Below are 20444 nucleotides of genomic sequence, written 5' to 3'. Positions count from 1 at the left end.
GCGCAAGCCAGAATCGGAGAGATGGCATGAGAGACTATGTGGAGCAGAGGCTCAAGGATCTTCGCGAAGAATTCGAGACTGGGCAAAAGCAGATCGCGGCCCTGGAGGTCCGTACGAATGACCTGAAGAGCACGCTCTTCCGCATCAGCGGCGCGATCCAGGTGCTCGAGGAAGTCCTGTCGCAGCCGCCGCGCGCCCCGGGCGCCGCCGCGGAGAAGAACAACGGCACGCAGCTCCACTCCGCCCTGCCGGAGAGTTGAGTCGCAGCCCATGCGCCGTGAGCCTTACACGCTGGATGCCCGCTCCGCGGATGACGTCTACCGCGACGCCATCAAGCTCGCGCGTTACTATCTCCCGGAGTGGTCCCTCCTCTGGCCGGACCCAGACACAGCGGAAGGCGGGAGCTACTTTGACCCGACCGATCCTGGGCTCGTTCTCCTCAAGCTCCTGTCGCGGCTGCACGCCTCGCTCGCCGCGCAGCTCAACCGGGCCCCTGACAAGCACTTCCTCGCGTTCTTGAGCTTCTTCGGCATGGACCTGCGCGCGCCGCGCCCGGCCAAGGTGGTCTTGACGTTCACGCTGGCCGAGGGGAACGAGCCAGTCCTCATCGCCGAGAGGACGCAGGTCGGCGCCGCCGCCGACCCCGAGCTCTTGTTCGAGACGACCGGCGAGCTCCTGGCGCTCCCGGCCGAGCTCGAGGCGGCGTGCACCCTCCTGCCGGCAGCGGACGCATGGATCGACCGCGGCGACGTCCTCCGCGAGGACGTCGTCTCGGAGGCGGACCACGTGGAGCCCCAGCTCCAGCCGTTCGAGCACGCCCTTCACCTGGGCAGCGAGGCGCTCTTCAAGCACCGGATCGCCCTCAAGGAGCTGCGTGTCCGGCTCGAGGGCATCAATCTGTTCCAGTATTTCTTTGCTCGATGGTCGGACGGCGCGGGCCGCGAGCTCAGGCCGAGGTTCGGTGTCGATCCCGATGTGGCGGTCGATGAACCAAATCAAGCGGATTCACCGTACTCGCCTCCGGATTGCTCCGACACCGAGGGGGATGCCGAGCGTTATGCCGTGATCGAGGCAAGCTTCGTTGACTTTCTCCAAGCGTCTCCGGCGGAGGTCAAGGGCATCTCCTCGTTCTGGATCACGGTGAGGCCCGCCGAGACCGTCGGCGTTCGCGCCGCCGATGCGGAGATCCTGCCGCAGATCTTCAGCATCTCGGTGACAGCGAGCTCGCAGCGGCAGAAGGCCGAGGCGGCGTACGCCAACAACACACCGGTCGACCTGATGATGGGTGGCCGCCCGTTCGGCGAGACCCCCGCGGTCGAGGACGCATTCTACCTCGCGTCCGAGGAGGTGTTCTCGCGCGCCGGGGCCACGGTGACCATGGAGGTCCAGGCGGAGACCATCACCCCGAGCCCTTCGGTCCAGCTCGCCTGGGAGTACTGGACCGATGCCGGCTGGCAAGAGCTCCTCACGGTGCAGGATGGGACGAACGCGCTCACCCAGGGCGGCACGGTGACATTCACCTGCCCGGCCATGGATCCCGTATCGATCCACGGCCTCGAGACCCGCTGGGTGCGCGCGCGCATCGCGGCGGGCGGCTATGGATCGCCCGGGCAGGTTTCGGTGATCCCGCCGCAGGCGGATGCCCTCAACGAGTGGCTCGACAAGTACGTCGCCGACAAGAGCGCGGCGCTCACCGATCTCCGCACGAAGAACATCAACTTCGGCGTCTACCTCCCTCCGACCTACACGCCGCCTTACGTATCGTCGCTATGGCTGTCCTACGAGCTGATCGGCCGGCCGGACACGACAATCGCTCACAACGCGTTCGACGTCGTGGAGATGCCGCTGGGGATCGTCGCTCCTTATCGGCCCGAGCTCGAGCCGGCGTCGTCGTACTCGTTCGGGTTTTCGCCGGCGAGCTTCCTCCGTCATGTGCTGGGCCGCACGATGTCGCTCTTCATCGTGCTCGAAGAAGACGCGCCGAGCCGAGGCGTCGAGCAGCAGATCGAGGACGAGCTTGTCTGGGAAGGCTGGGACGGCACCGCCTTCCGCCCGCTCACGGTGACGGACCGCACGGACGGGTTCACGACCAGCGGGGTGGTCGAGATCCAGATCCCGATCTGGATCACCGAGAGCACCCGGTTCAACAAGACCCTGGTATGGCTGCGTCTTTCGGCGCCGCAGAGAGAGCCCAAGTGGCTGCCGCGGATAGAGCGCGTCGTGCCGAACGCAGTCCTGGCCGAAAATGCCCTCTTGTGGAAGAACGACATCCTCGGCTCGGGCACGGCCGCGCCTGGGCTCGTGCTCGAGTTCCCGCGCAAGCCGATCCTCGACGGCGAGGTCGTGGAGGTACGCGAGCAGGTGACAGGGCAGGAAGGCGCGGCGCCGGCGGAGCTCTACGCCTGGCGGCGCTGGGAGAAGGTCACCACCTTCACGTTCTCGAAGGCGGACGACCGGCATTACATGCTCGATTCCACGACTGGAGAGCTCTCTTTCGGGGATGGGATGCGCGGCATGGTCCCGCCGCTCGGCGAAAACAACATCCGCGCGGCGAGCTATTCGAGCGGCGGCGGCGCCCGCGGGAACCTGCCCCCTGGACAGTTGACTGTGCTCGAGCAGGCGATCACCGGCGTCGAATCAGTCACCAACGTCCTCGCAGCCAAGGGCGGAATGGACGCAGACGACCTCGACACCCTGCGGAGGCTCGGGCCGAAGCGTCTCAAGGCGATGGACAGGGCCATGAGCGCCGAGGACTTCGCGACCCTGGCGCTCGCGTCGTCGCCGAGCGTCGGGCGGGCCACGGCGTACGCGACGGGCGAGCGGCTCATCGTCGCGATCGTGCCGCGCGAGGACACGGAAAAGCCCATGCCGACATCGTTTCTGATCGAGGAGGTCGAGGCGTACCTGCGCGCGAGGGCCTTCTTCGCCGTCGCTGACGCGATCACCGTGGTGGAGCCCGAGTACGTGGCCATCGACGTCGAGGTCGGCGCGTCGCTCGAGCCGGGCGCGAACGAGACCGATGTCCGCGCGAGGATGATCAGCCGCCTCAAAGACTTCTTCAAGCCGCTCGGCGGAGAGAAGCAACCAGCGGGCTGGGATTTCCGCGCGATGGTGACCAGCGACATGGTCGCTCGGGGTTTGCAGGGTATCCCCAGGGTCGCCCGGATCCACGACGTCATGATCTCCAGGCGCGACCCGACCCAGCGAGCCGTCGTCACGATGGTGGACCGCCAGCTACCGGCGGCGGGCGCTCTCCGACTCGAGGTGCGCCGTGGCGGTTGAGCGGAAGCTCCCGAACCTCGCGCCCGAGCGCTACGCGGAGATCTTCCGGTGGCTTCGAGAGACGATCCCCGCGCTGAGCTCGAGCTGGACGGACTACAACGCGTCCGATCCAGGCATCACGCTGCTTCAGCTCTTCGCCTTCATCGCGGACGGGACATCCTACCGTATCGATCGGGTCCCGGCGGCGGCATACCGCAATTTCGCCCTGCTGGCCGCCGGCACGCCGGAGCAGGGCCTCGAAGAGACGCTTCAAGAGGCGGAGCAGGACGTGCTGACGGATGCGGACGACTTTCCGCTAGAGCTCGCTGGCAACGTGGTGCTGCGCGATCCCTCGTACGTCGAGCTCTTGCGGGCCCTCCGCTCGAGCTCTGGCCGAAAGAACCCCGATCCGGCCGATCTGTACACGGCCTTGTCAAGGTTGTGGCGCTCCCCGTACCGGGCGATCACGGAGCAGGACTTCGCGGAGCTTGCCCTGGAGTGCAGCGCGAGCGTCTCCGAGGCCGCGTCCAGAGCGGAGCGCGCCATCGTCAGAAAGCGCGGGGAGAGCGTCGAGGTGACCATCGTCTCCGGAGCCAAGTTGTCTTACGCCATGGGCGGCCCAAGCGTGGCTGATTCGTCCAATTGTCTGGCTTCGATCTATGACTTTTACGACCCGTTAACCGACTCCAATTACTATGACAAATACGCCGATCTGATGAACGTGATCGGCCAGTACCTTGCGCCACGCTGTCTCATCGGCACGAGCGTGTCCGTCGTGAGACCGCAGTTCGATCCGACCCGGGTGGTCGTCACGGTCGCTGTCCTGGTCACGAAGACGCCCGCCAACAGCGACCCGAGCATCATCGACACGAACCCGACCTCCGTGCTGCGCAGAGCGTGGGAGCGCATCACGGCGCTGCTCGATCCCTTGATCGGAGGCCTTTCAGGGCAGGGCTACCCGTACCGCCGCCCCCTCACGAGCGAGGACATGGCGTCCGCCCTGCAGGGCGTCGACGGGCTCGATGCCAGCCAGCCGGTCCGTGTCTATATCGAGCGGATGACCGGGCTGCGCGTAGGGAAAGCGAGCGTGGGTCAGACGACGGTCGTGCTGCGCTCGGCTCGCGATCTGGGCTTTCCATGGCTCGTGTCGCTCTCGCTCCAGGCCGTGACTTCCGCGTATGGCATGCTGGTAGGTGCTAGTCGGATCGGCAAAGATACAATGGTTGCGAAGGTAGGTGGAACGTGAGCGATGACGAATCCGAATACCTGCGCTTGCTCCCCGCGGTTCACGCCAGCCGCAGCGAGGACGGCACGCCGTCGTTCGTCGAGCGCTACCTGATGATCGCGGAGAGCCTGCTCGGGCGGAGGGATGGGGGCGAGGCCGGCGTGCAGAAAGGGATGGCAGCGCTCCTGGAGGCGCTACCCGCGCTCCTCTCTCCGCGCCTGTCGTTTCTGTTCCCTGATTCGACGGAGCTTCTACCTCCGATCGAAGTCGCGGACCAGACAGCCCCGTTCCCCCTGGCCCCCACGGAGGACGTCCTGGAGGTGCTGAACCATTTCCTGGGCATCGTCCCCTTCGTCCCCCCGGAGTCCCTGGAGACCCTTTCCGCCTCGAAGCGCCGGCAGCGAATGAGCCTCATCCTAGAACCTCTGGCACAACTGCTGGAATGGCTCTCGGGGTGGATCGCCCTCGTGCCTATCCGCGAATGGAGCATTGATAAGCGGCGCGATGTGCTCTCAAGGATCGTGCCTATTTACAGGAAGCGTGGGACGCTGGAAGGGCTGAAGGAGCTCATGGAAGCATTCTTCGACAACGTCGTCGTTGAATCTGACAGACAGACAGTATGGATCAAAACCAATGTTGTCGATATGACTCCGGCACAGCCCATCGAGCTCGGCACGAACACGACGCTCGCAGAGACGGCCTCGCCCAAACAAGAACAAGCAGCTCTCAAAAATATTGGAACGCTGCCCATGTGCCTGCCAGTGCTCGATGGCATGCGCCCACATTATTTTGTTGCGGGGATCTATTTGAATACAGCCAAATATAATATTCAGGCGCAGCTGGAGCGGCTCAAAAATACGATGGTTTCGTTTGTGGACGAGGAGAAACCCATTCACGCGCACTGTACTATCATTTATGTGAGCAAGCCGGACTATCTCGGCTGATACGCTCCGGTGCGTACGCGAGATGGAGCGCCCAGGTCTTCGGCGCCAGTACAATCAGACAGCTGTCAGAGGAAGCATGGCGGATAAGTTCGATTGGCGCGCCACAACAAACCAGTTAAGTCGCACGTATTATTATGATGGGGAGCTGCTCATCGAGGATGATTTCAATCGGGAGCAAAAATATTTACGCGATTTGATTCGTCAGCAGAATTTGTTCTTGTTTGGCCCCGGTGTTGTCTCTGGCCTTGAGCTGAGCTGGGATGCAGATAATGGCGTCACTGTGACTCTCGGCATGGCGTTCGACTACCAAGGGAGACCGCTGATCCTCGACTACGCTACCCAGGGCGGCACGAGTTACCCTTTAAACGTAGGTGAACTTGAGTCCGGCACAACTTACACTGTTTACATAGCATATGGCGAAGATCCCGACGACGACCAGAGCAAGCAAGCTGGTCATTCGGTTGCCGAGAGTGTCCAGCTGGCATATGTCAAAGCCAGCGATTCGGTGCCTACGGATCCTAACTGTACGGATGATTACGGGGTAGAGATGCCGATAGGTATTGTTCTTGGCACCTTCAAGACCGGACAAGATTCACAGCCCAATGGTGCGGATGGTTCTGGACGGGAATCCGTCGCGTGGGGCCCGGAATCGTCCACATCTTCACCCAGTGACGCCGCGCTGAAGGTCGAGGTGTCTCCTATCGATGGCGCCCTCGCTCGCGTAGCCAAGCTGAATCCCGTGTCCTTCGCCTGGCGCTCCGATCCCGCACGCCGGCGCCGGCTGGGGCTGGTCGCGCAGGAGGTCGCGGGCGTCGTGCCCGAGATCGTGGGCGAGAACGCCGCGGGCTTGAAGACGGTCGCGTACCAGGAGCTCGTGCCCCTGCTGATCCGGTCGATCCAGGAGCTCAGCGCCCGTGTCGCGGAGCTCGAAGCCGAGGGCGCTCGGCGAGGCGGAGGGCGAGGGTGAAATCTCCGGAGTGCGAGCGTATCGCCTTCTTCGACGGCCAGCTGCTCACCGCCTCGGTCTTCCGCGCGGACCAGCGCTACTTCGAGCAGCTGATCGCGGAGCGCCACGCTGCGCTTCACTCCGCGGGCATCGTTCAAGGGCTCACGCTCTCGCTGACGGTGGGCCCGAAGAATGCCGTGAACGTGAACCCCGGGATGGCGATCGACGACCAGGGGCGTCCGCTCTTCCTCGACAAGCCGAAGAGCCTCGACCTCGGGCATCGACGGGGGACGGAGCTCTACGTGCTCCTCGCCCTGGCGGAGCGACCGGACCCTGCTTCAGCTTCCTCCCAGTACGAGGCCCAGGGGTTCAAGCGGTTCTTGCTCGAGCCCAGCATCAAGCTCGTGGAGAAGGGCGAGGCTCAACGCGAGGCGAGCATCGTGCTCGGAAAGTTGACGATCGACGACGACGGCAAGGTGGAGATTGATCCCAACACCCGCGCGTGGAGCGGCGTGCGCGTCGGCCAGGCTGCCTTCGTGCTCGACGGCACGGACCCCGAGCCCCCGAGCCTCTGTGCGGGTGTCGACAAGGAAGAGCCTCGCGCCTCGGCGCTGGAGGTCAGCGCGGACCAGGTCTCGTTCACGGGCGCGCTGAAGATCACGGGGACGCTCACCGTGTCGAACGCGCTCGGCCTGGACAGCCCCACCCTTCTGGGCGGCCCGCCCGGTGAGGAGAACCTGCTCGGTCCGGCGCCGCGCGACCGGCCGAAGGCGCAGCTCGACGTCACCGGCACGGGCGGTCCGCTGGACAAGGTCCTGTTCGTGGGGACCGAAGCGAACACCTCGCCGGGGATGATCGAGCCGGTGCTCGCTCTTACCTGCGAGGGCAATCTCGGCGTGGGCGTCGAAGCGCCGACGGCCAAGCTCGAGGTTGACGGGGACCTCCTCCTCGACGGCGACAAGACGATATTCTTTGGAGAAGAGGGTTCGCTTCGTGGCCCGAAGGGGGAGACCGTCACCTTCCGCAAGAGCGGCCTGAAGGTGGCCGTCCCTTGGCCTCTGACGATCACGCTCCAGACCGGAGGCGACTCGGGGAGCAAACGCTCGGTTCTGGAGATCTTCCCTGACAGGGTGAATATCGACCCGAGCGATCAGGTCGCGTCTCCCGACGCTGGCGCGTCTCTCGACGCGATGCTCAACGTCGAGGGAGCCGTGCAGTCGCTGCGCGGCGGCTTCCTCATCGGAGCCCAGCAGACCCCGCAAACGACCGCGCACCCCACGCTCCCCATCGGCGCCGTGATCGATTGGTGGTCGGATCCGAGCTCCCCCACGCCCCAATGTCCCGAGAACTTCCAGCTCTGCGACGGTGAAACCGTCTACGATAAGGATAGCCCGCTCCACGGGAGAGCGGTCCCCGACCTGCGGCGCTATTTCGTCCTGGGCACCACGGACGCCCGAAAGGTCGGAAAGACAGAGGACGGTGCTCACCGGCACAAGCTGGTCATCCCGCCGCACAAGCACTCGGTTGACCATGGTCATGGCGGCCCGCTCGCCTTCGCCTCGGGCGAGGCGAGCACCACATCTCCATCCAAAGGCGGCGGCTCCAACGGGCTCAGCGGAAAAAAGCATACGCATATGATCGATGTCACTGTCGATCCCACGAGCGGGCTAGAGTGTGACGAGTCCGCTATACCATCCGGCGAACTGCAGACGGGCCCTCCAGTGGCAGAGGGCTCTGCAGAGGATGAAGGCTCTCTACCGGTGGGTAGTGGCTCCGACGACGTTCTGCCGCCTCACTTTGACCTGTTGAAGATCATACGGATCAAGTGACGGAGGTGCTCCTGATGGCGAATGAGACGTCGCTGCGCCGACCCAACTATTTCCCCGGAGAGTTCCTCACCGTGGCCGATTACACCGCCGAGCAAGGCTACGTGGACGCCCTCCGCTGTGCGCACGACTTCGGGCTGCACACGTGGGGCATCGCGGTCGGGCTCGACGTGACGCTCGAGAGCGGCATGGTGACCGTTTCTCCGGGGATCGCGTTCGATAGGAGCGAGCACATCCTGGTCGTCGACGATCCGTGGTCAGGCCCGACTCCGTCGGACGACGCAACCCTGGTCGCCAGGAGCACAAGGAAGTCGGTCTATGCCACGAACAAGACCAGGGTTCCGTGGACGCGCGAACAAGTGAAATTCTCCTGGTACAAAAAGGCCGAAATCGACGTAGAGAGAGAGATCGTCCTCGCCGAGCTCAGCCATCCGTCCTCGTCGCCGGTCCTCACCACGCGCTGCCGGCGCTATGTCAGCATGAGCGCCGGGGCGCTGCGCTTCGCGCACGCGCTGCTCCCCAGCGACAGGGAGCCGAGGATCGTCGGCTGGTCGGCGGGCGACCAGGAGAGCGCGACGACGGGGTTGCGCGCGAGCGCCGACGAGGTGCGCTTCCGGCCGCGGAGCGGAGGCGCCCCTGCCGTCAAGCTCTCGGTGAGAGGGCCGGTCACGATCGGCACCACGATCCACAGGGCCGTTTTCGAGGTGAGGGCCCCCAATGCGCCGCTCGCCGGCCCTGGGACGATACGGAGCAGCGGCAAGGCTGTCTCGGCCGCCGTCCCCGGCAACGGCGCTCCCATCCGCATCCCCATCGATCGGATCGTCGCGCCCGGAGACCGGATCTTCACCCAGAACCTCGCCGGAAATCCGGTCCAGGCCGACGTCAAGGCCGTCGGACCGGGCGAGACGGTGTCCACGAGCGAAGAGCTCAATGCCGAGGACGCGACGTGGACGTTCCAGCGGGCGCGCGTCGCGCGATTCGCGCGCGGCGGCGAGGCTGCCCTGCTCGTGTGCAATGTGGGTGATGGGGAGCCACGCGTCGGGCTCGGGACGGAGAGCCCCGAGGAGTGCCTCGCGGTGTCCGGCGGCGACGTTCGGCTGACACGCCCCGAAGCCAGGGCAGGGCAAACGCACCAGAACCGGGTTGATGACAGTGAATCGCGAGGAGGCAACGTCGTCTTTGCCGGCGGCGGTGGAATCCAATCAAGAGCGTCCATCGCGCCAGAGATCCGCTTCGAGGAGCGCGGCGGTGTCGAGCTGCGCACCGAGAAGACGATGGAGCTGACGGCGCGGCCATCGGCGAGCCCGCCCGATGCGCGACAGGTGGCGCTTCACCTCTCCGAGGACGGCACGGTAAGGCTCAGCGAGGTGAACGGAGGGCACGGCCAGCTGAAATCGAAGCCGAAGCTCATCGTGGAGGGCGCCATCCGTGCGTCGAAGGGGTTCATCTTCCCCGATGGCACGGAGCAGCAGGAGGCGGTGATCGCGGTGCCGATCGGAGGGATCATCGATTGGTGGCGTCCGGATGCGAAGCGCCAGATCCCGGATGGATTTGCGGTCTGCGACGGGTCCAAGGTGAGCGCGCCGGGGAGCTCGCTCGACGGAAAGACCCTCCCCGACCTGACGGGCTACTTCGTCCGCGGCGCGTGGGACGCGAGCCAGATCAGCACCCAGGGCAACGACGGTACACAGCACGTTCACACGTTCGGCGAGCTCACGCATCAGCACCTCTTTCAGCATTCACACACCAGCTCGGCCACGGTCGACAATGGCGCCGACGGCGCAGGCCAGGGGACTGGGCCCGGGGCGAGCTGCATCCTCGCGCACGAGCACACGGCGGTCGTTCTCGTGGATCCAGCGGATAACGTGATGACCGGCGCCAGCAGCGAGGGCGGATCGCGCGCCCCCGGGTCGACGGACCCCTATCGAACCGGGCCGGCGGCCATCATGCCGCCGTATATCAAGCTGCTCAAGCTCATGCGGATCCAGTAGGAACGAGAGGGTCGGGAATGGAGAGGCCTAGCTTCACCGCGGACAAGCTCCTTCGGGCGATCGATCTCTCGCAGGAGCAGCGTTATCAGATCGACAGCTACCGAGCGGCCAATCGGGCGCTCCACACATGGGGCATCGCGAGCGGGCTCGACGTCGTCCTCGACCCGGAGAACCCGAGAGGCGTCGTGGTGCAGCCAGGCTTCGCGCTGGACTCGCTCGGCCGCGAGATCGCCCTCGCCGCGCCCGAGAAGATCGACTTTGGTGCGGTCCAACAGCCGGAGTCCTTTGTCGCGCCGTGGAATTTTCGCGTCACGATCTGCTACCACGAGGACGCCGCGTCGCCGGCGCGCGACGCGCGCGGGCTCGAGTTCAGAGCGTGTGTCGTCGCGCCGCGCGTCTCCTCCCGATGCGTCTCCGCCCGCTCGACCCGTCGCGGTCGCGACGTGGAGCCATCGATCGAGATCCTGCTGGCGACGATCGGTTTATCGAAGGAACGTTACGTTGCCTCCATCGACGTAGACGGCCGGCGATACAGCGGCGTGAGGCTCCACCGTGTGGCCTTCAACCCCGCTGGCACGGGGGACGACGGAACGAGCATCTCCGCGATCGAGCCTGGTGAGCTCCAGTTCCAGGCGAGCGAGATGGACGTCTTCGGCTCCGTGGCCGTCCACGGGTCGATGAGCGTCGGCAGCGGCGTGGCTCCTTCGAACGTGGGCCTGGAGGTCGTCGCCAAACCTTGTAACAAGCTGCTCGCCGTGGTGAGGTTCGGCGACGGGCGGCCGTTGCTCGCCGCGGCGAGCAACGGGTGTGTCGGTATCGGCACAGAGAACCCACAGTCCAGGCTCCACGTCAAAGGCTCCCTCGCGCTCGACGCCGGCTGCGCGCTGGTGCTCCCGGAAGATGGGCAACTTGGGATCTTGGAAGACGGGCAGGGGCAGAGCCATCCTCTCTCCGACGGGATCGCCTTCAAGGCGAGCTCGCTCGCGGTGATCTCCAAGGGGGATATCCGGCTGATCTCGGGCGCGAACGCCCGGACGACCGACGCCACGCTCGTGGTGTCCGCAAAGCGCGGCCACGTCGGGATCGGCACGTCTGACGTCGAGAGCGAGCTGACCGTCAACGGTGTCATCTACGCGAGGGACGGGCTCGTTTTTCAGAATGGAGAGAGGCAAACAGAGGGCGAGCGGGAGCTCCCGATCGGCGCGATCCTCGACTGGTACCTGTGGCCGGAGGAGCGCAACAGCCCCAGGCTCCCCGCGGGGTTCCAGCTCTGCGATGGCACGGAGGTCGTCGACGCGAGAAGCGAGTTCGCAGGCCTGCGTGTCCCCGATCTGAACGGGAGGCTCGTGTTGCCGATCGCCGGCGATCAGAAGCCCGGGGAGGTGGGCGGCGAAGCGACGCACACACACCAATTCACGTGGCAGACCATGCACAGCCATGGCATCCAGCATACGCATCCGGTGAGCGTCGAGCTCGAGCGCACGGGGCCGGAGGGGACAGCGAACGAGAGCTCCTACTACGGAACGGAGGAGCTCGCCGGAGCGGATCACGAGCATCAGGTCACGGCGAGCACGTCAGAGTATTACCCCCTCCAGTCAGGCACCTTCAACGGCGAGTCCACACAGGAGACGGAGGGCGCAAGCTCGCTGCCCAGATGCATGCGTCTCCTCAAGATCATACGCATCTGGTGACAGGGGAAAGCCGTGCCGAACGTGATCCTTGTGGCGAGCGCGACGGAGATTCTTGCGACGGAGATCGAAGCGGGGCTCTCGGCCTTCGCTCACGACGTCGAGCGCATCGACGCCGGCCGCGCGTCGCTGGGCGAGCTCGCCGCGGCGTTCGCCGGGGCTGACGCCGTGGTCGTCGTGCGCCCTCGGAGCGGCGCGGAGATCGTCGCCGTCGGCACCGCCTTCGGCCTCGGCAAGAGGCTCGTGCTGCTCGACGCCGGGCCCGATCTCGCTGCGGTCCCGGGCGCGGTGCACGCTCCGAGCATCGACGCCGCCGTGACGAGCGTCCGCGCGCTCGAGCCGATGCCCCTGTCCCGAGGGCAGGCCGGCTCCTCCGGCGACATCGACGCCCCGAGCTGGCTTCGCCGTCTTTACCCCGAGGGGCTCTCGGAGAGCGACTGGACGGTCGAGGAGCAGGTGCGCGCGCTCGCGAGCGGCGGGGCCCGCTTCCTCGTGAGCGCACACCGCGCGGGCTACTTCCCGCTATGGCCGATGGACGGCGTCGATCTTTGCGGCGCGGACCTCCGGCGCGCGGACTTTCGAGAGCTCAGCTTCGCCGGCGCCCGCCTCGACGGGGTCGACCTCAGCGAGGGCGATCTCCGCGAGGCGAGCTTCCGCGGCGCGAGCCTCGTGGGCGCAAAGCTCTCTCGGGCTCACCTCCGCGGCGCCGATTTCCGCGAGGCCAACCTTCGCTCCGCGGTCTTCCACAGGGCCGAGCTCGTGCGGGCGCGCTTCTCTCGCGCCGATCTCCAGGGCGCCGACCTGTCCCTCGCCGATCTCTCGGGCGCCGATCTCTCGGGCGCCGACCTCCGCGGCGCCTCGCTGAAGGGCGCGTGCCTGGCGCAGATCGTTGCTCTGGGAGCAAACATCGAGGGTTGTTTCCTCGAAGGCATTCTCCTCAGCGACGCGGACCTGAGGGGTGCGCGCCTCTCGGGCGCGCGCCTCTCGCGCGCGAACCTGACCCGGGCGAACCTCTCGGGCGCGCTGGTCGACGGCGCAGATTTCAAGGGCGCGCACCTCGCCTCCGCGCTTGGCGTGGCAGCGCCGGCCGCCCGATCTCGATAGGAACCCACAACGCTCTTCAACCGCTCCAGGGGAACGACGTGCAGCTCATCTATCGCCGTGTTCGCGTCATCCTGCTCAACGCGACCAACGAGGCGCTCACCGTCGAGGGGGCCGAGGTGCTCGTCGGGGCTTGGTCGTCCGGGCGGACCATCAGCCATGGTGAAACCGTCGCGCGGCAGAGCGCGCGCACCTTTGGGACCGAGTCGAGCACGCTAGGGCGCGGCACCGAGGCATTCGTTCGGTTCGCTTCGACGACCGGATATTTTCAACTTCATTGGCATCTGCCGTGGGTGGGCGAACTTCGCTGCGAGCCCGTACACGACGACGTGGCGCGACGCATCACCGTTTACACGAACGACGACGACCCGGCCGATGTCGCCGTGCTCATCACGCTGCCTCCTCACCGAGACCCTCTGCGGTGAGGCGCGCGGGCTGGGAACCTTCCAGAGGAGGTACGTATGGCTGCCATTCGGAAGAGCATCGATCTCATCCTGCAGAACAGCACCAACGAGCTTTTGACGATCGAATCTTTCAACTTGATTCGCGGCGAGTGGGGCCCGGCAGGGCCGCCCGTCCGCGGGGACGTCATCCCGAAGCAGGGCTCGAAGAGGTGGATGAGCCTGTCGAAGGCGTTCACCGGCGTGGACGGCTACCTGCACCTCGGGTCGACGAAGGGGTACATCAAGATCACCTGGCATGTCCCGCTGTCTGGCATGCAGAACCTCGCGGTCGATGTCACCGTTCCGGACAGGCTCGCGTCCCTCGCTCCGTGCTACAACACGGAGCTGGCCGATTATCCTGTTGTCCTGGTGACGCTCGTCCCGAGCTTGGTGGGGTCTCCGCCAGACAGGGGCGAATGAGCGACGGAGGGACGACGGGGGGCCCGGGGGAGCAAGGGTTCGGTGAGGCGAGCGGCGCCCCGCGCTGCTCGCTGGAGTGGAACACAAGGAGTGCGCGCCTCAAGCGCGCCGGAGGGTGCAATGGCGACCACGTATCGCAGCGTGAAGGTGATCTTTCAGAACAACACGAATCAGACTCTGACGGTGCACGGCTGCGCCGTCCTCCGGGGGATCTGGACGAAGGACGTGGAGGCGAAGCAGGGCGCTGACATCCAGAAGCAGTCTGTTGCGGTCTGGGGCAGCGAATCCCAGGAGATCGTGGCCGGCACGAGCGCTTTCGTGCGGGTCGGGTCGGTGCACGGGTATGTCAAGGTGTCGTGGTCCCTCCCGTGGGTCGGCGCGTTCGATTTCGGCGCTCAACCTGAGGAGACTCTGACGGACGTCCTCCGGGTGCTCCCCTACGAGGTCGACGACAGGCGGCCCGACGCCGTTGTCGTCTCGGTAACGCTGGAGGAGGTGCCGCGGCCCGAATCGCCGCCAGCGGGATGAGAGGCCAAGGGGAGGCGCTCGATGGAGAGGTCCGCCTCGCCGAGGCTGCACCGCCTCCGGCTCCCTGAGCTCACCTGAGCTGCTCGCGCTCTGCCGGCCGGCGCTCTCGCCGTGCAGCTGCCCGCGGGCTCAGCGGAGCCGCCCGGAGCTGCACGGCGAGCTCGCCTGAAGGCGGCGGCGCCGCCCGGCTCCTCCGGAGACGACGGGCGAAGGATCACCCCGCACGGACGGCAGAAGCTGCCGGAGCACCTGCCGGTCGAGCGCATCGCGCTGCGGCGCTCGGCTCCATTCACCAGCGCCGCTTCCGGCTGGCTGGCTCTTGCGGTTCACAACGAGCGTCGGCGGGAAGTGCCCCTGTCGAAGATGCTGGAGGCTACCGATGAAGATGATCGGTGATCAAGAGCATGTGGGAAGATTCGAGCTGCTTCCAGCCCCCCGGCCTTGAGCCGGCTCATCGGCCTTGAGCCGGCTCATCGCTCAGGCTGCTAAGAATTCGATCTACTTATGGTTGCTGTAGCATTGGAGTAGTTGCCCGTCGCGTTTGCGACCTGAATGGGACTAGGTATAGAAAGCCCTTGCGGATTCTCCGGATCATATGTTACCGTGGCGGCGCCAATTTTCGGCTTCTTCGCCGTGAACTTAACCGGCACGCCAGCGCAGTAGAGCGTGATCGTGAAGCCGAACTCAGTGAAGCTGATGTTGTCTACGTAGGTTCCGACCCAAATAGAGTTGTTGCCAACATTCGGGATGATCTGGCCGTCATACGGCGCCATGCCATCCATCCAGTCCGTAGCGTCGCCGCTCTGGCTATAGCTCACCAGCTGGATTGCTTCGTTGAGGTTGTTTACGAACTGGACGGAAATGCTGCGTTTGCCCTGAGCCGCTGCCACCAGCCATTTGGCACCAGGAGCTGATTGGTCACCAATCGGTCGAAGATCCAACATGTATATCTCCTTCTTCTATCTCGGTCTGCTGTCTCGGTTTAGGTGTGTCTTGTCTCGGTCTGAGTGTGTCTCGGATTGGATATATCACAGCCGAGAGCTGTCAAGCGATATGCAGGCACTGACGTCGAGAATGTTTCTTTTCACGACGTTCGAGTAGTTTGCGCGGCCAGGCCGGTCCACCAAGTACTGCTGGAGCTGAGCAGCTATGGCCTTGCGAAGGTCTTCGGCGATATCCTCGGCGCTGGCACCGGTGACCGTCGAGAAGCTCACGCCATCCGCTGGATCGCCGGTGTCCAGGTTGATGTAGGCACCCGCCTGGATAAGGGTACCCTGGTCGTCGAACCAAAGCATCAGCACGCAACAGTCCGATCTGGGCGGCATGTCCGGCCGGTCGATCCTCGTCGAAACGAACAGACCCTTTTCTCCATAGGAGACCGAGGTGTCCGGCTTCCACACCTTGTAGTAGAAGCCATTGTTTTGGTAACTCGCGGCATTCCCGTCTTCTTGATCCCACCCATAGCCAGCGTTGAGCAGGGCTCCCAGTTGGTCGATGTTCACGTGGATCATGACTTCGCCTCTCCATTCACCTGGTCTCGCTCTCGGACGAAGATGCACGCGTCGATTTTGTTGATCACGTGGCTGATGATGGCGGGGAAGTTGAGTTGACCCGGCTTGGGTCCGAGGTGGACGAGGAAGCCGCCGGCGTCGTCGAAGAGCTTGCCGGACAGCTGCACGACCAGAGGGATCGCGGGCGATGGTTCCGGCGCGCTCCACTCGAGATTCAGCGGTCGCTGGGCGTCGCGGGCGCTCAGGGTGCCCTGAGCGCTCTGCAGGGCTCCGTTCGCGGTGAACACCAGGTTCAAGGTGCATACATCGACGACGCCGTTGCGATCGAAATGCTCCACTGTCGCAGTGACTGTCAACCCGGTGGCTTGATTGTGGTCGTCAAGCTGCCACATGCACACCGGTAGCCGCAGGCGGTAGTCCTTGGAATAGATCGTGAACGTGGCGGCCGCGCCGCCCTCGTCGTTCCAGCCGTTCGGGAGTCTCCCCCCGAGCTCACAGTAGTCGAGGACGATGGGGTAGTTCCGCTCGAGCGTCCTCTGCCATGGAGTGTTGGGATCATCGGGTTGGGAACCGTCCGACCCAATCCAGGCGTTGCACGGGAACTCGCACGGCGTTCGCGGGATGTTGTCTTGAACGGTGAGCTTGACCAGCCACCAGCCTGCGTTCGAATTTTCGTTGTCGGTGCGGACAAATACAGAGATCGGCTCGCCGATCTCCTCGTCGATGTCTATGTCGAAGACGTCGGTCTTGCCGAGCTGAAAGGGCAGGCCGCCCCCCTCGCGGTCTTTGAGCGGGTACTCCTTGGAGGACGCCTGCCTGCCGTGGATGGTAACGAAGATATGCGAATATGTCTGAGCATACTGCATAGTCCCGGTTACGGTCGTTATCTTGTATTGCGTCATGGAGCATCCGCCCTGTGTGCAAATGTGGTACTAGCGTATTCGCAAGAGGGTCCAGCCGCATCGCCAGCCGGGTAGACTCCGCTGCGTTTTCCCATGAGGCGAGGCTATTGCCGCCTGGGAGCCTTCGTGGCTCCGGTGAGCTTGGCCATGAGACTCCAGGCAGGTTTCTCATGTCAATTACAAAAGCAATCCAGGTAACAGGTCCGGGCGACGTGAAGCCGCTTCCGCACCGTGGGTCTTCATGACATCGGGGTTCAACGTGGGCAGCGCCCGTCGGGCGAGGCGCGCACCGGACGCCGTCGAGCGCTGTCCGTCATGGACGGCGCCAGCCCGACGAGCTCAGGGAGGCTTCAAGTAAGGGGCGCTGGCTGTCTGAGTGCAGGCCCGTGCGGCGACGTCTCGGACCGAGGCCGCCTCATTGCCTGCGCTCGCTCGCGAGCAGCGCCCGGTACGCCTCGAAATCGTCGCCCATCACCGTGCGGATTCGCTCGGGGGCGAGGGGCCGGAAGGCGTTGTTGGCCACCCGCTTCGGGCTCACATTGGCGCTGTGGATGATGCCCACGATGAAGGAGTCGTCCTCGAGCGCCGTCATCGGACTGGCCCGATCGCTCCAGACAAAGCGCGCGTCCTCGCCGACGTTGATGTCCGGAAACGGGTTCTTCGCCCAGAGCGCCTTGCGGTAGCAGAGCGTATTGCCTCCGAACCACCGTGACGGCCCGCCGCCGTAGACGAATTGCCACGTTTTCCCGGAGGCGGGCTGGTAATAGAGAATACGCGAGAGGCCCGAGAGCGCCGCGCGCTCGGCGAGCAGGCGCTCGACCTGGTAGCGGATCCGGTTATCGGCCATCCAGTCGTCATCGTCCCAGTGGATGATCACCTCGCCTCGCGCCTCGCGGCAGGCATAGTTGCGCTTCCACCCCACCGTCCGCCTGGAAGGCAAGCGCAGGTAGCGAATGCACGGGTCGTCGGGGACGATGTCGTTCACGGGATCCGCGCCGTCATCGACGATGACGAGCTCGCGGTTCGGGTAATCCTGCTTCTGGAAGTGGCGGATCGCGTGAGGGATGAAGCGGCGGCGGTCGGCCGTGGGCATGATCGCGGTGACGAGCGGCTGCTCCGAGAGCTCGATTCGTAGCGGTGGAGCGGGCGGCGGCGGGGCATCCAGCGCTGGGGTGGGTGCCTCCGATCCCACACCTCGCGCAGCCAGGGGCCCGGCTTCAAGCGGAGCAGCCCGTTTCTTGAGCAGGATCATGCTGCCTTCGGCGTGCACCTGGACGTACGCGCCTGCGCAGAGGATCGCGTCCACCACCCGCGTCACCCCGGGATATCCACCGCCGTAATCGTGGAAGAGGACATACCCGCCCTCGACAACCCACGGATCGAAGTGCGCGAAGTCACTGCGCACGCTCGCCTCATCGTGCAGCCCGTCGACCAGGAGCAAGCTTACCGGGCCTGCCCACGCCACCTCGGGCGCGCGCCTCTGGAGGGGCACGATGTACGCGCCGAGCTTCGTGTGGGCGATCGTGCGGTCGAACTTGAGCCGCGTCGGCGGTGTGCTCACGATCCGCCAGTCGCGGGCGCCCACGCGGCCGTCATGCGGATCGATGGCATAGATGCGGGCCTCCGGCCGCAGGGCCTGGACCACGCGGCCGAGGACGACGGTAGCCTTGCCGCAATAGCTGCCGATCTCCACCATCGCGTGCGACGCTGGCAGCTCCTCGAGCGCGCGAGCGGCCGCGGTGATGACCAGATCGGCCTCCTCTTCCGAGAGCCAGCCCTCGATGGCCTTCATCTCGGCCAGGATCGGGCCGCGCAGGAGCAGGCGCGGCGCCTCGCCCGCGGGCTGCGCCTTCTGGAGCACGACCAGGGTCCCCACGGCCCCGATCCGGCGATAGGAACCGGATGCGCAGAGCTCGTCGACGACCTGGATGACGCCAGGAAAGCAACCGGCATGATCGTGGAAGGCCACGTACCCGAACGGCGCAATCCATCGCTCGAAGTGCTCGAAGTCCTCGCGTACGCTCTCGTAGTCGTGCAGGCCATCGACGAGGAGCAGGCTCACCGGCCCCTGCCACGCCACCTCGGGTGCGCGCTTCTCGATCGTCACGACCAGCTCGCCCAGGCCCGCGGCCGCGACGGTGAAATCGAACCGCGCGCGCGTCGGGGACGTGACCGACAGGCCGGTGTCGCGGGCGCCGACTCTGCCGTCGTGCGGATCGATCGCGAAGAGCCGCGCCTCCGGCTGGATCGCCTGTGCGGTGCGGCCAAGCACGAGCGTGGCCTTGCCGCAATAGCTGCCGATCTCCACCATCGCGTGGGTGGCTGAGAACTCGTGCAGGGCGCGGCCGGCGGCAGCGATGAGCAGATCCGCCTCGTCGTCCGCAAGCCAGCCTTCGATCGGCCGCATCTCGGCGAGGACGCGCGTGGCGAGGAGGACATCGCGTCTGTCTCGGGGGGCGCTCTGCGCCCACGAGAGAGCTTCAGGCCCGGGGGGTGGAACGGGGCCGTTCTTGCCAGCGCGCTCTGCCGCGGCGTTCGCGGGAGGCAACGCGGCGGCGAACTCGCCGTAGTCGCCGAAGCGAGCCCGGATATGGCGCCGGAGCGGGTCCTGCGAGCGCCTCGGGATGGGGTGGACCCAGTAGACGCGCGGATCGGCAAAGGCCGTGTTGAGCTGCGCGACCGAATACTGGACGCGAAACTTGACATACTCGTAGCTGCACGGGTTCTCGGCGACCTCATAGCCGAGGAGCGCGGTGAGCGTCGGGAAGAGCACCTCCTCCGTGGCCCACATGCGCGAGCGCTGCAAGATGGCCTGGAGCTCCACGTCACGGAAGAGCGAGACGATCTCGCGCGCGGCCGCGGCGGTGATCACCGTCGAGGGCCAGAAGGTCCAGTGAACGAACTTCGCCTCCCCGTCAGGGAAGCGACGGAGAAAGCGCCGCCAGAGATCGATCTCGCGGCGGGCGGCGATCGCCGGCGGCATCGTCGGGACGGGGCCCTGAGGAGCGGGGGAGTTGCCGAGCAGGCCCACACGCGGTCGCGAAGCGAGGAACGCCTCGAGGTGGCCCGAGTAGCCGGGCCTGGTCGCGAGCTGGTCCGAGTCGACGATCGTCATCGCGTCGAACGGGAACGACTCCAGCGCAAAGCGCATGCAATCGACGGCGAAGCCATGCAGGTAGCCCCACTTCATCGGCCGCGGCGCCGGGTGGACCATGGCGCCGTACTGCTCGAAGGGGAAATCGTCGCCGAGGAGCTTGCGGTTCGTGCCGCCGTTGTAGAGGAGGATTGTCGATGCAGGATCGAGGTAGTGGAGATTTCGTATCAGGTCGATGACGCTCTCACGGTCCTCGTGCACGAGGCAGGCATAAACGTTCCGGAACGGCATGTGCTCACTCGAAACGAGACACAATATATGGGGCGCGGCGAGAATCCGCTCGTCAGGCAGGTTGACGGAAACTGCCATAACATGCCTCCGAGATAATTCAAGGCCCGAGCCGGGCCACGCCGGATGAACAATCTTCAGTCTCATGGGGCCGCGTGAGCTCTGATCCTTCGCCCGCGAGCCCGGCGAGCCTTGCCATCGACGCGCGTGCGCCGCTAGTGTCGTGCATCATGCCGACCGCGAACCGGCGCCGGCTCGTAGCGCACGCGATCGGTC

The 20444-nt window shown here is 65.5% G+C and carries 16 protein-coding genes; 12 read left to right on the top strand and 4 right to left on the bottom strand.

From position 1 onward, the window contains the following. Positions 1-26 precede the first annotated feature (26 nt). From WMF46_RS22480 to WMF46_RS22425, 12 genes are all read left to right on the top strand, one after another. The gene (locus WMF46_RS22480) at positions 27-260 is read left to right on the top strand and encodes a hypothetical protein (RefSeq protein WP_437987463.1); all 234 of its coding nucleotides are present in this window, start codon (positions 27-29) and stop codon (positions 258-260) included. 10 nt (positions 261-270) lie between these two features. After that, entirely contained in the window at positions 271-3282 is a 3012-nt protein-coding gene (locus WMF46_RS22475; protein WP_437987462.1) for a putative baseplate assembly protein, read from the top strand. Further along, positions 3272-4507: a hypothetical protein gene (locus WMF46_RS22470; protein ID WP_437987461.1), complete on the top strand. Its 1236-nt coding sequence runs from the start codon at positions 3272-3274 to the stop codon at positions 4505-4507. Before WMF46_RS22475 ends, WMF46_RS22470 begins: the two co-directional genes overlap by 11 nt. Beyond that, the gene (locus WMF46_RS22465; RefSeq protein WP_437987460.1) at positions 4504-5430 is read left to right on the top strand and encodes a phage tail protein; all 927 of its coding nucleotides are present in this window, start codon (positions 4504-4506) and stop codon (positions 5428-5430) included. The genes WMF46_RS22470 and WMF46_RS22465 overlap by 4 nt, the downstream gene beginning before the upstream one ends. A gap of 76 nt (positions 5431-5506) precedes the next feature. Beyond that, the gene (locus WMF46_RS22460) at positions 5507-6397 is read left to right on the top strand and encodes a tail fiber domain-containing protein (protein WP_437987459.1); all 891 of its coding nucleotides are present in this window, start codon (positions 5507-5509) and stop codon (positions 6395-6397) included. Then, a complete protein-coding gene (locus tag WMF46_RS22455; protein WP_437987458.1) occupies positions 6394-8205 on the top strand; it encodes a hypothetical protein in 1812 nt (603 codons plus the stop codon). The genes WMF46_RS22460 and WMF46_RS22455 overlap by 4 nt, the downstream gene beginning before the upstream one ends. Before the next feature lie 14 nt (positions 8206-8219). After that, positions 8220-10193 (top strand): hypothetical protein, encoded by a 1974-nt coding sequence (locus WMF46_RS22450; protein ID WP_437987457.1) that lies wholly within the window; start codon positions 8220-8222, stop codon positions 10191-10193. A 17-nt stretch (positions 10194-10210) separates the two neighbouring features. Beyond that, positions 10211-11884, top strand: a complete 1674-nt coding sequence (locus tag WMF46_RS22445) for a hypothetical protein (protein WP_437987456.1) — start codon at positions 10211-10213, stop codon at positions 11882-11884. 12 nt (positions 11885-11896) lie between these two features. Further along, positions 11897-12985, top strand: a complete 1089-nt coding sequence (locus tag WMF46_RS22440) for a pentapeptide repeat-containing protein (RefSeq protein WP_437987455.1) — start codon at positions 11897-11899, stop codon at positions 12983-12985. Between the two features lie 38 nt (positions 12986-13023). Continuing rightward, positions 13024-13407, top strand: a complete 384-nt coding sequence (locus WMF46_RS22435; protein ID WP_437987454.1) for a hypothetical protein — start codon at positions 13024-13026, stop codon at positions 13405-13407. A gap of 36 nt (positions 13408-13443) precedes the next feature. Then, positions 13444-13845: a hypothetical protein gene (locus WMF46_RS22430; RefSeq protein WP_272092897.1), complete on the top strand. Its 402-nt coding sequence runs from the start codon at positions 13444-13446 to the stop codon at positions 13843-13845. A gap of 120 nt (positions 13846-13965) precedes the next feature. Next, complete coding sequence (locus tag WMF46_RS22425) at positions 13966-14373, top strand: hypothetical protein (RefSeq protein WP_437987453.1); 408 nt, start codon at positions 13966-13968, stop codon at positions 14371-14373. Between the two features lie 485 nt (positions 14374-14858). Here the strand turns inward: WMF46_RS22425 and WMF46_RS22420 are convergent, their stop codons facing one another. From WMF46_RS22420 to WMF46_RS22405, 4 genes are all read right to left on the bottom strand, one after another. Then, entirely contained in the window at positions 14859-15317 is a 459-nt protein-coding gene (locus tag WMF46_RS22420) for a hypothetical protein (RefSeq protein ID WP_437987452.1), read from the bottom strand. 84 nt (positions 15318-15401) lie between these two features. Continuing rightward, the gene (locus WMF46_RS22415) at positions 15402-15884 is read right to left on the bottom strand and encodes a hypothetical protein (protein ID WP_437987451.1); all 483 of its coding nucleotides are present in this window, start codon (positions 15882-15884) and stop codon (positions 15402-15404) included. Continuing rightward, positions 15881-16786: a PLAT/LH2 domain-containing protein gene (locus tag WMF46_RS22410; RefSeq protein WP_437987450.1), complete on the bottom strand. Its 906-nt coding sequence runs from the start codon at positions 16784-16786 to the stop codon at positions 15881-15883. Before WMF46_RS22410 ends, WMF46_RS22415 begins: the two co-directional genes overlap by 4 nt. Positions 16787-17201: 415 nt before the next feature. After that, on the bottom strand, positions 17202-20249 hold the full coding sequence (locus tag WMF46_RS22405; protein WP_437987449.1) for a class I SAM-dependent methyltransferase: 3048 nt from the start codon (positions 20247-20249) through the stop codon (positions 17202-17204). Positions 20250-20444: the final 195 nt, after the last annotated feature.

This window comes from Sorangium sp. So ce117 (genome assembly GCF_051524395.1).
GTDB classification, from domain to species: Bacteria; Myxococcota_A; Polyangia; order Polyangiales; family Polyangiaceae; genus Sorangium; species Sorangium cellulosum_B.
The sequence above is the reverse complement of the archived record's forward strand: the minus strand, read 5'-3'. Positions and strand labels throughout refer to the sequence as shown.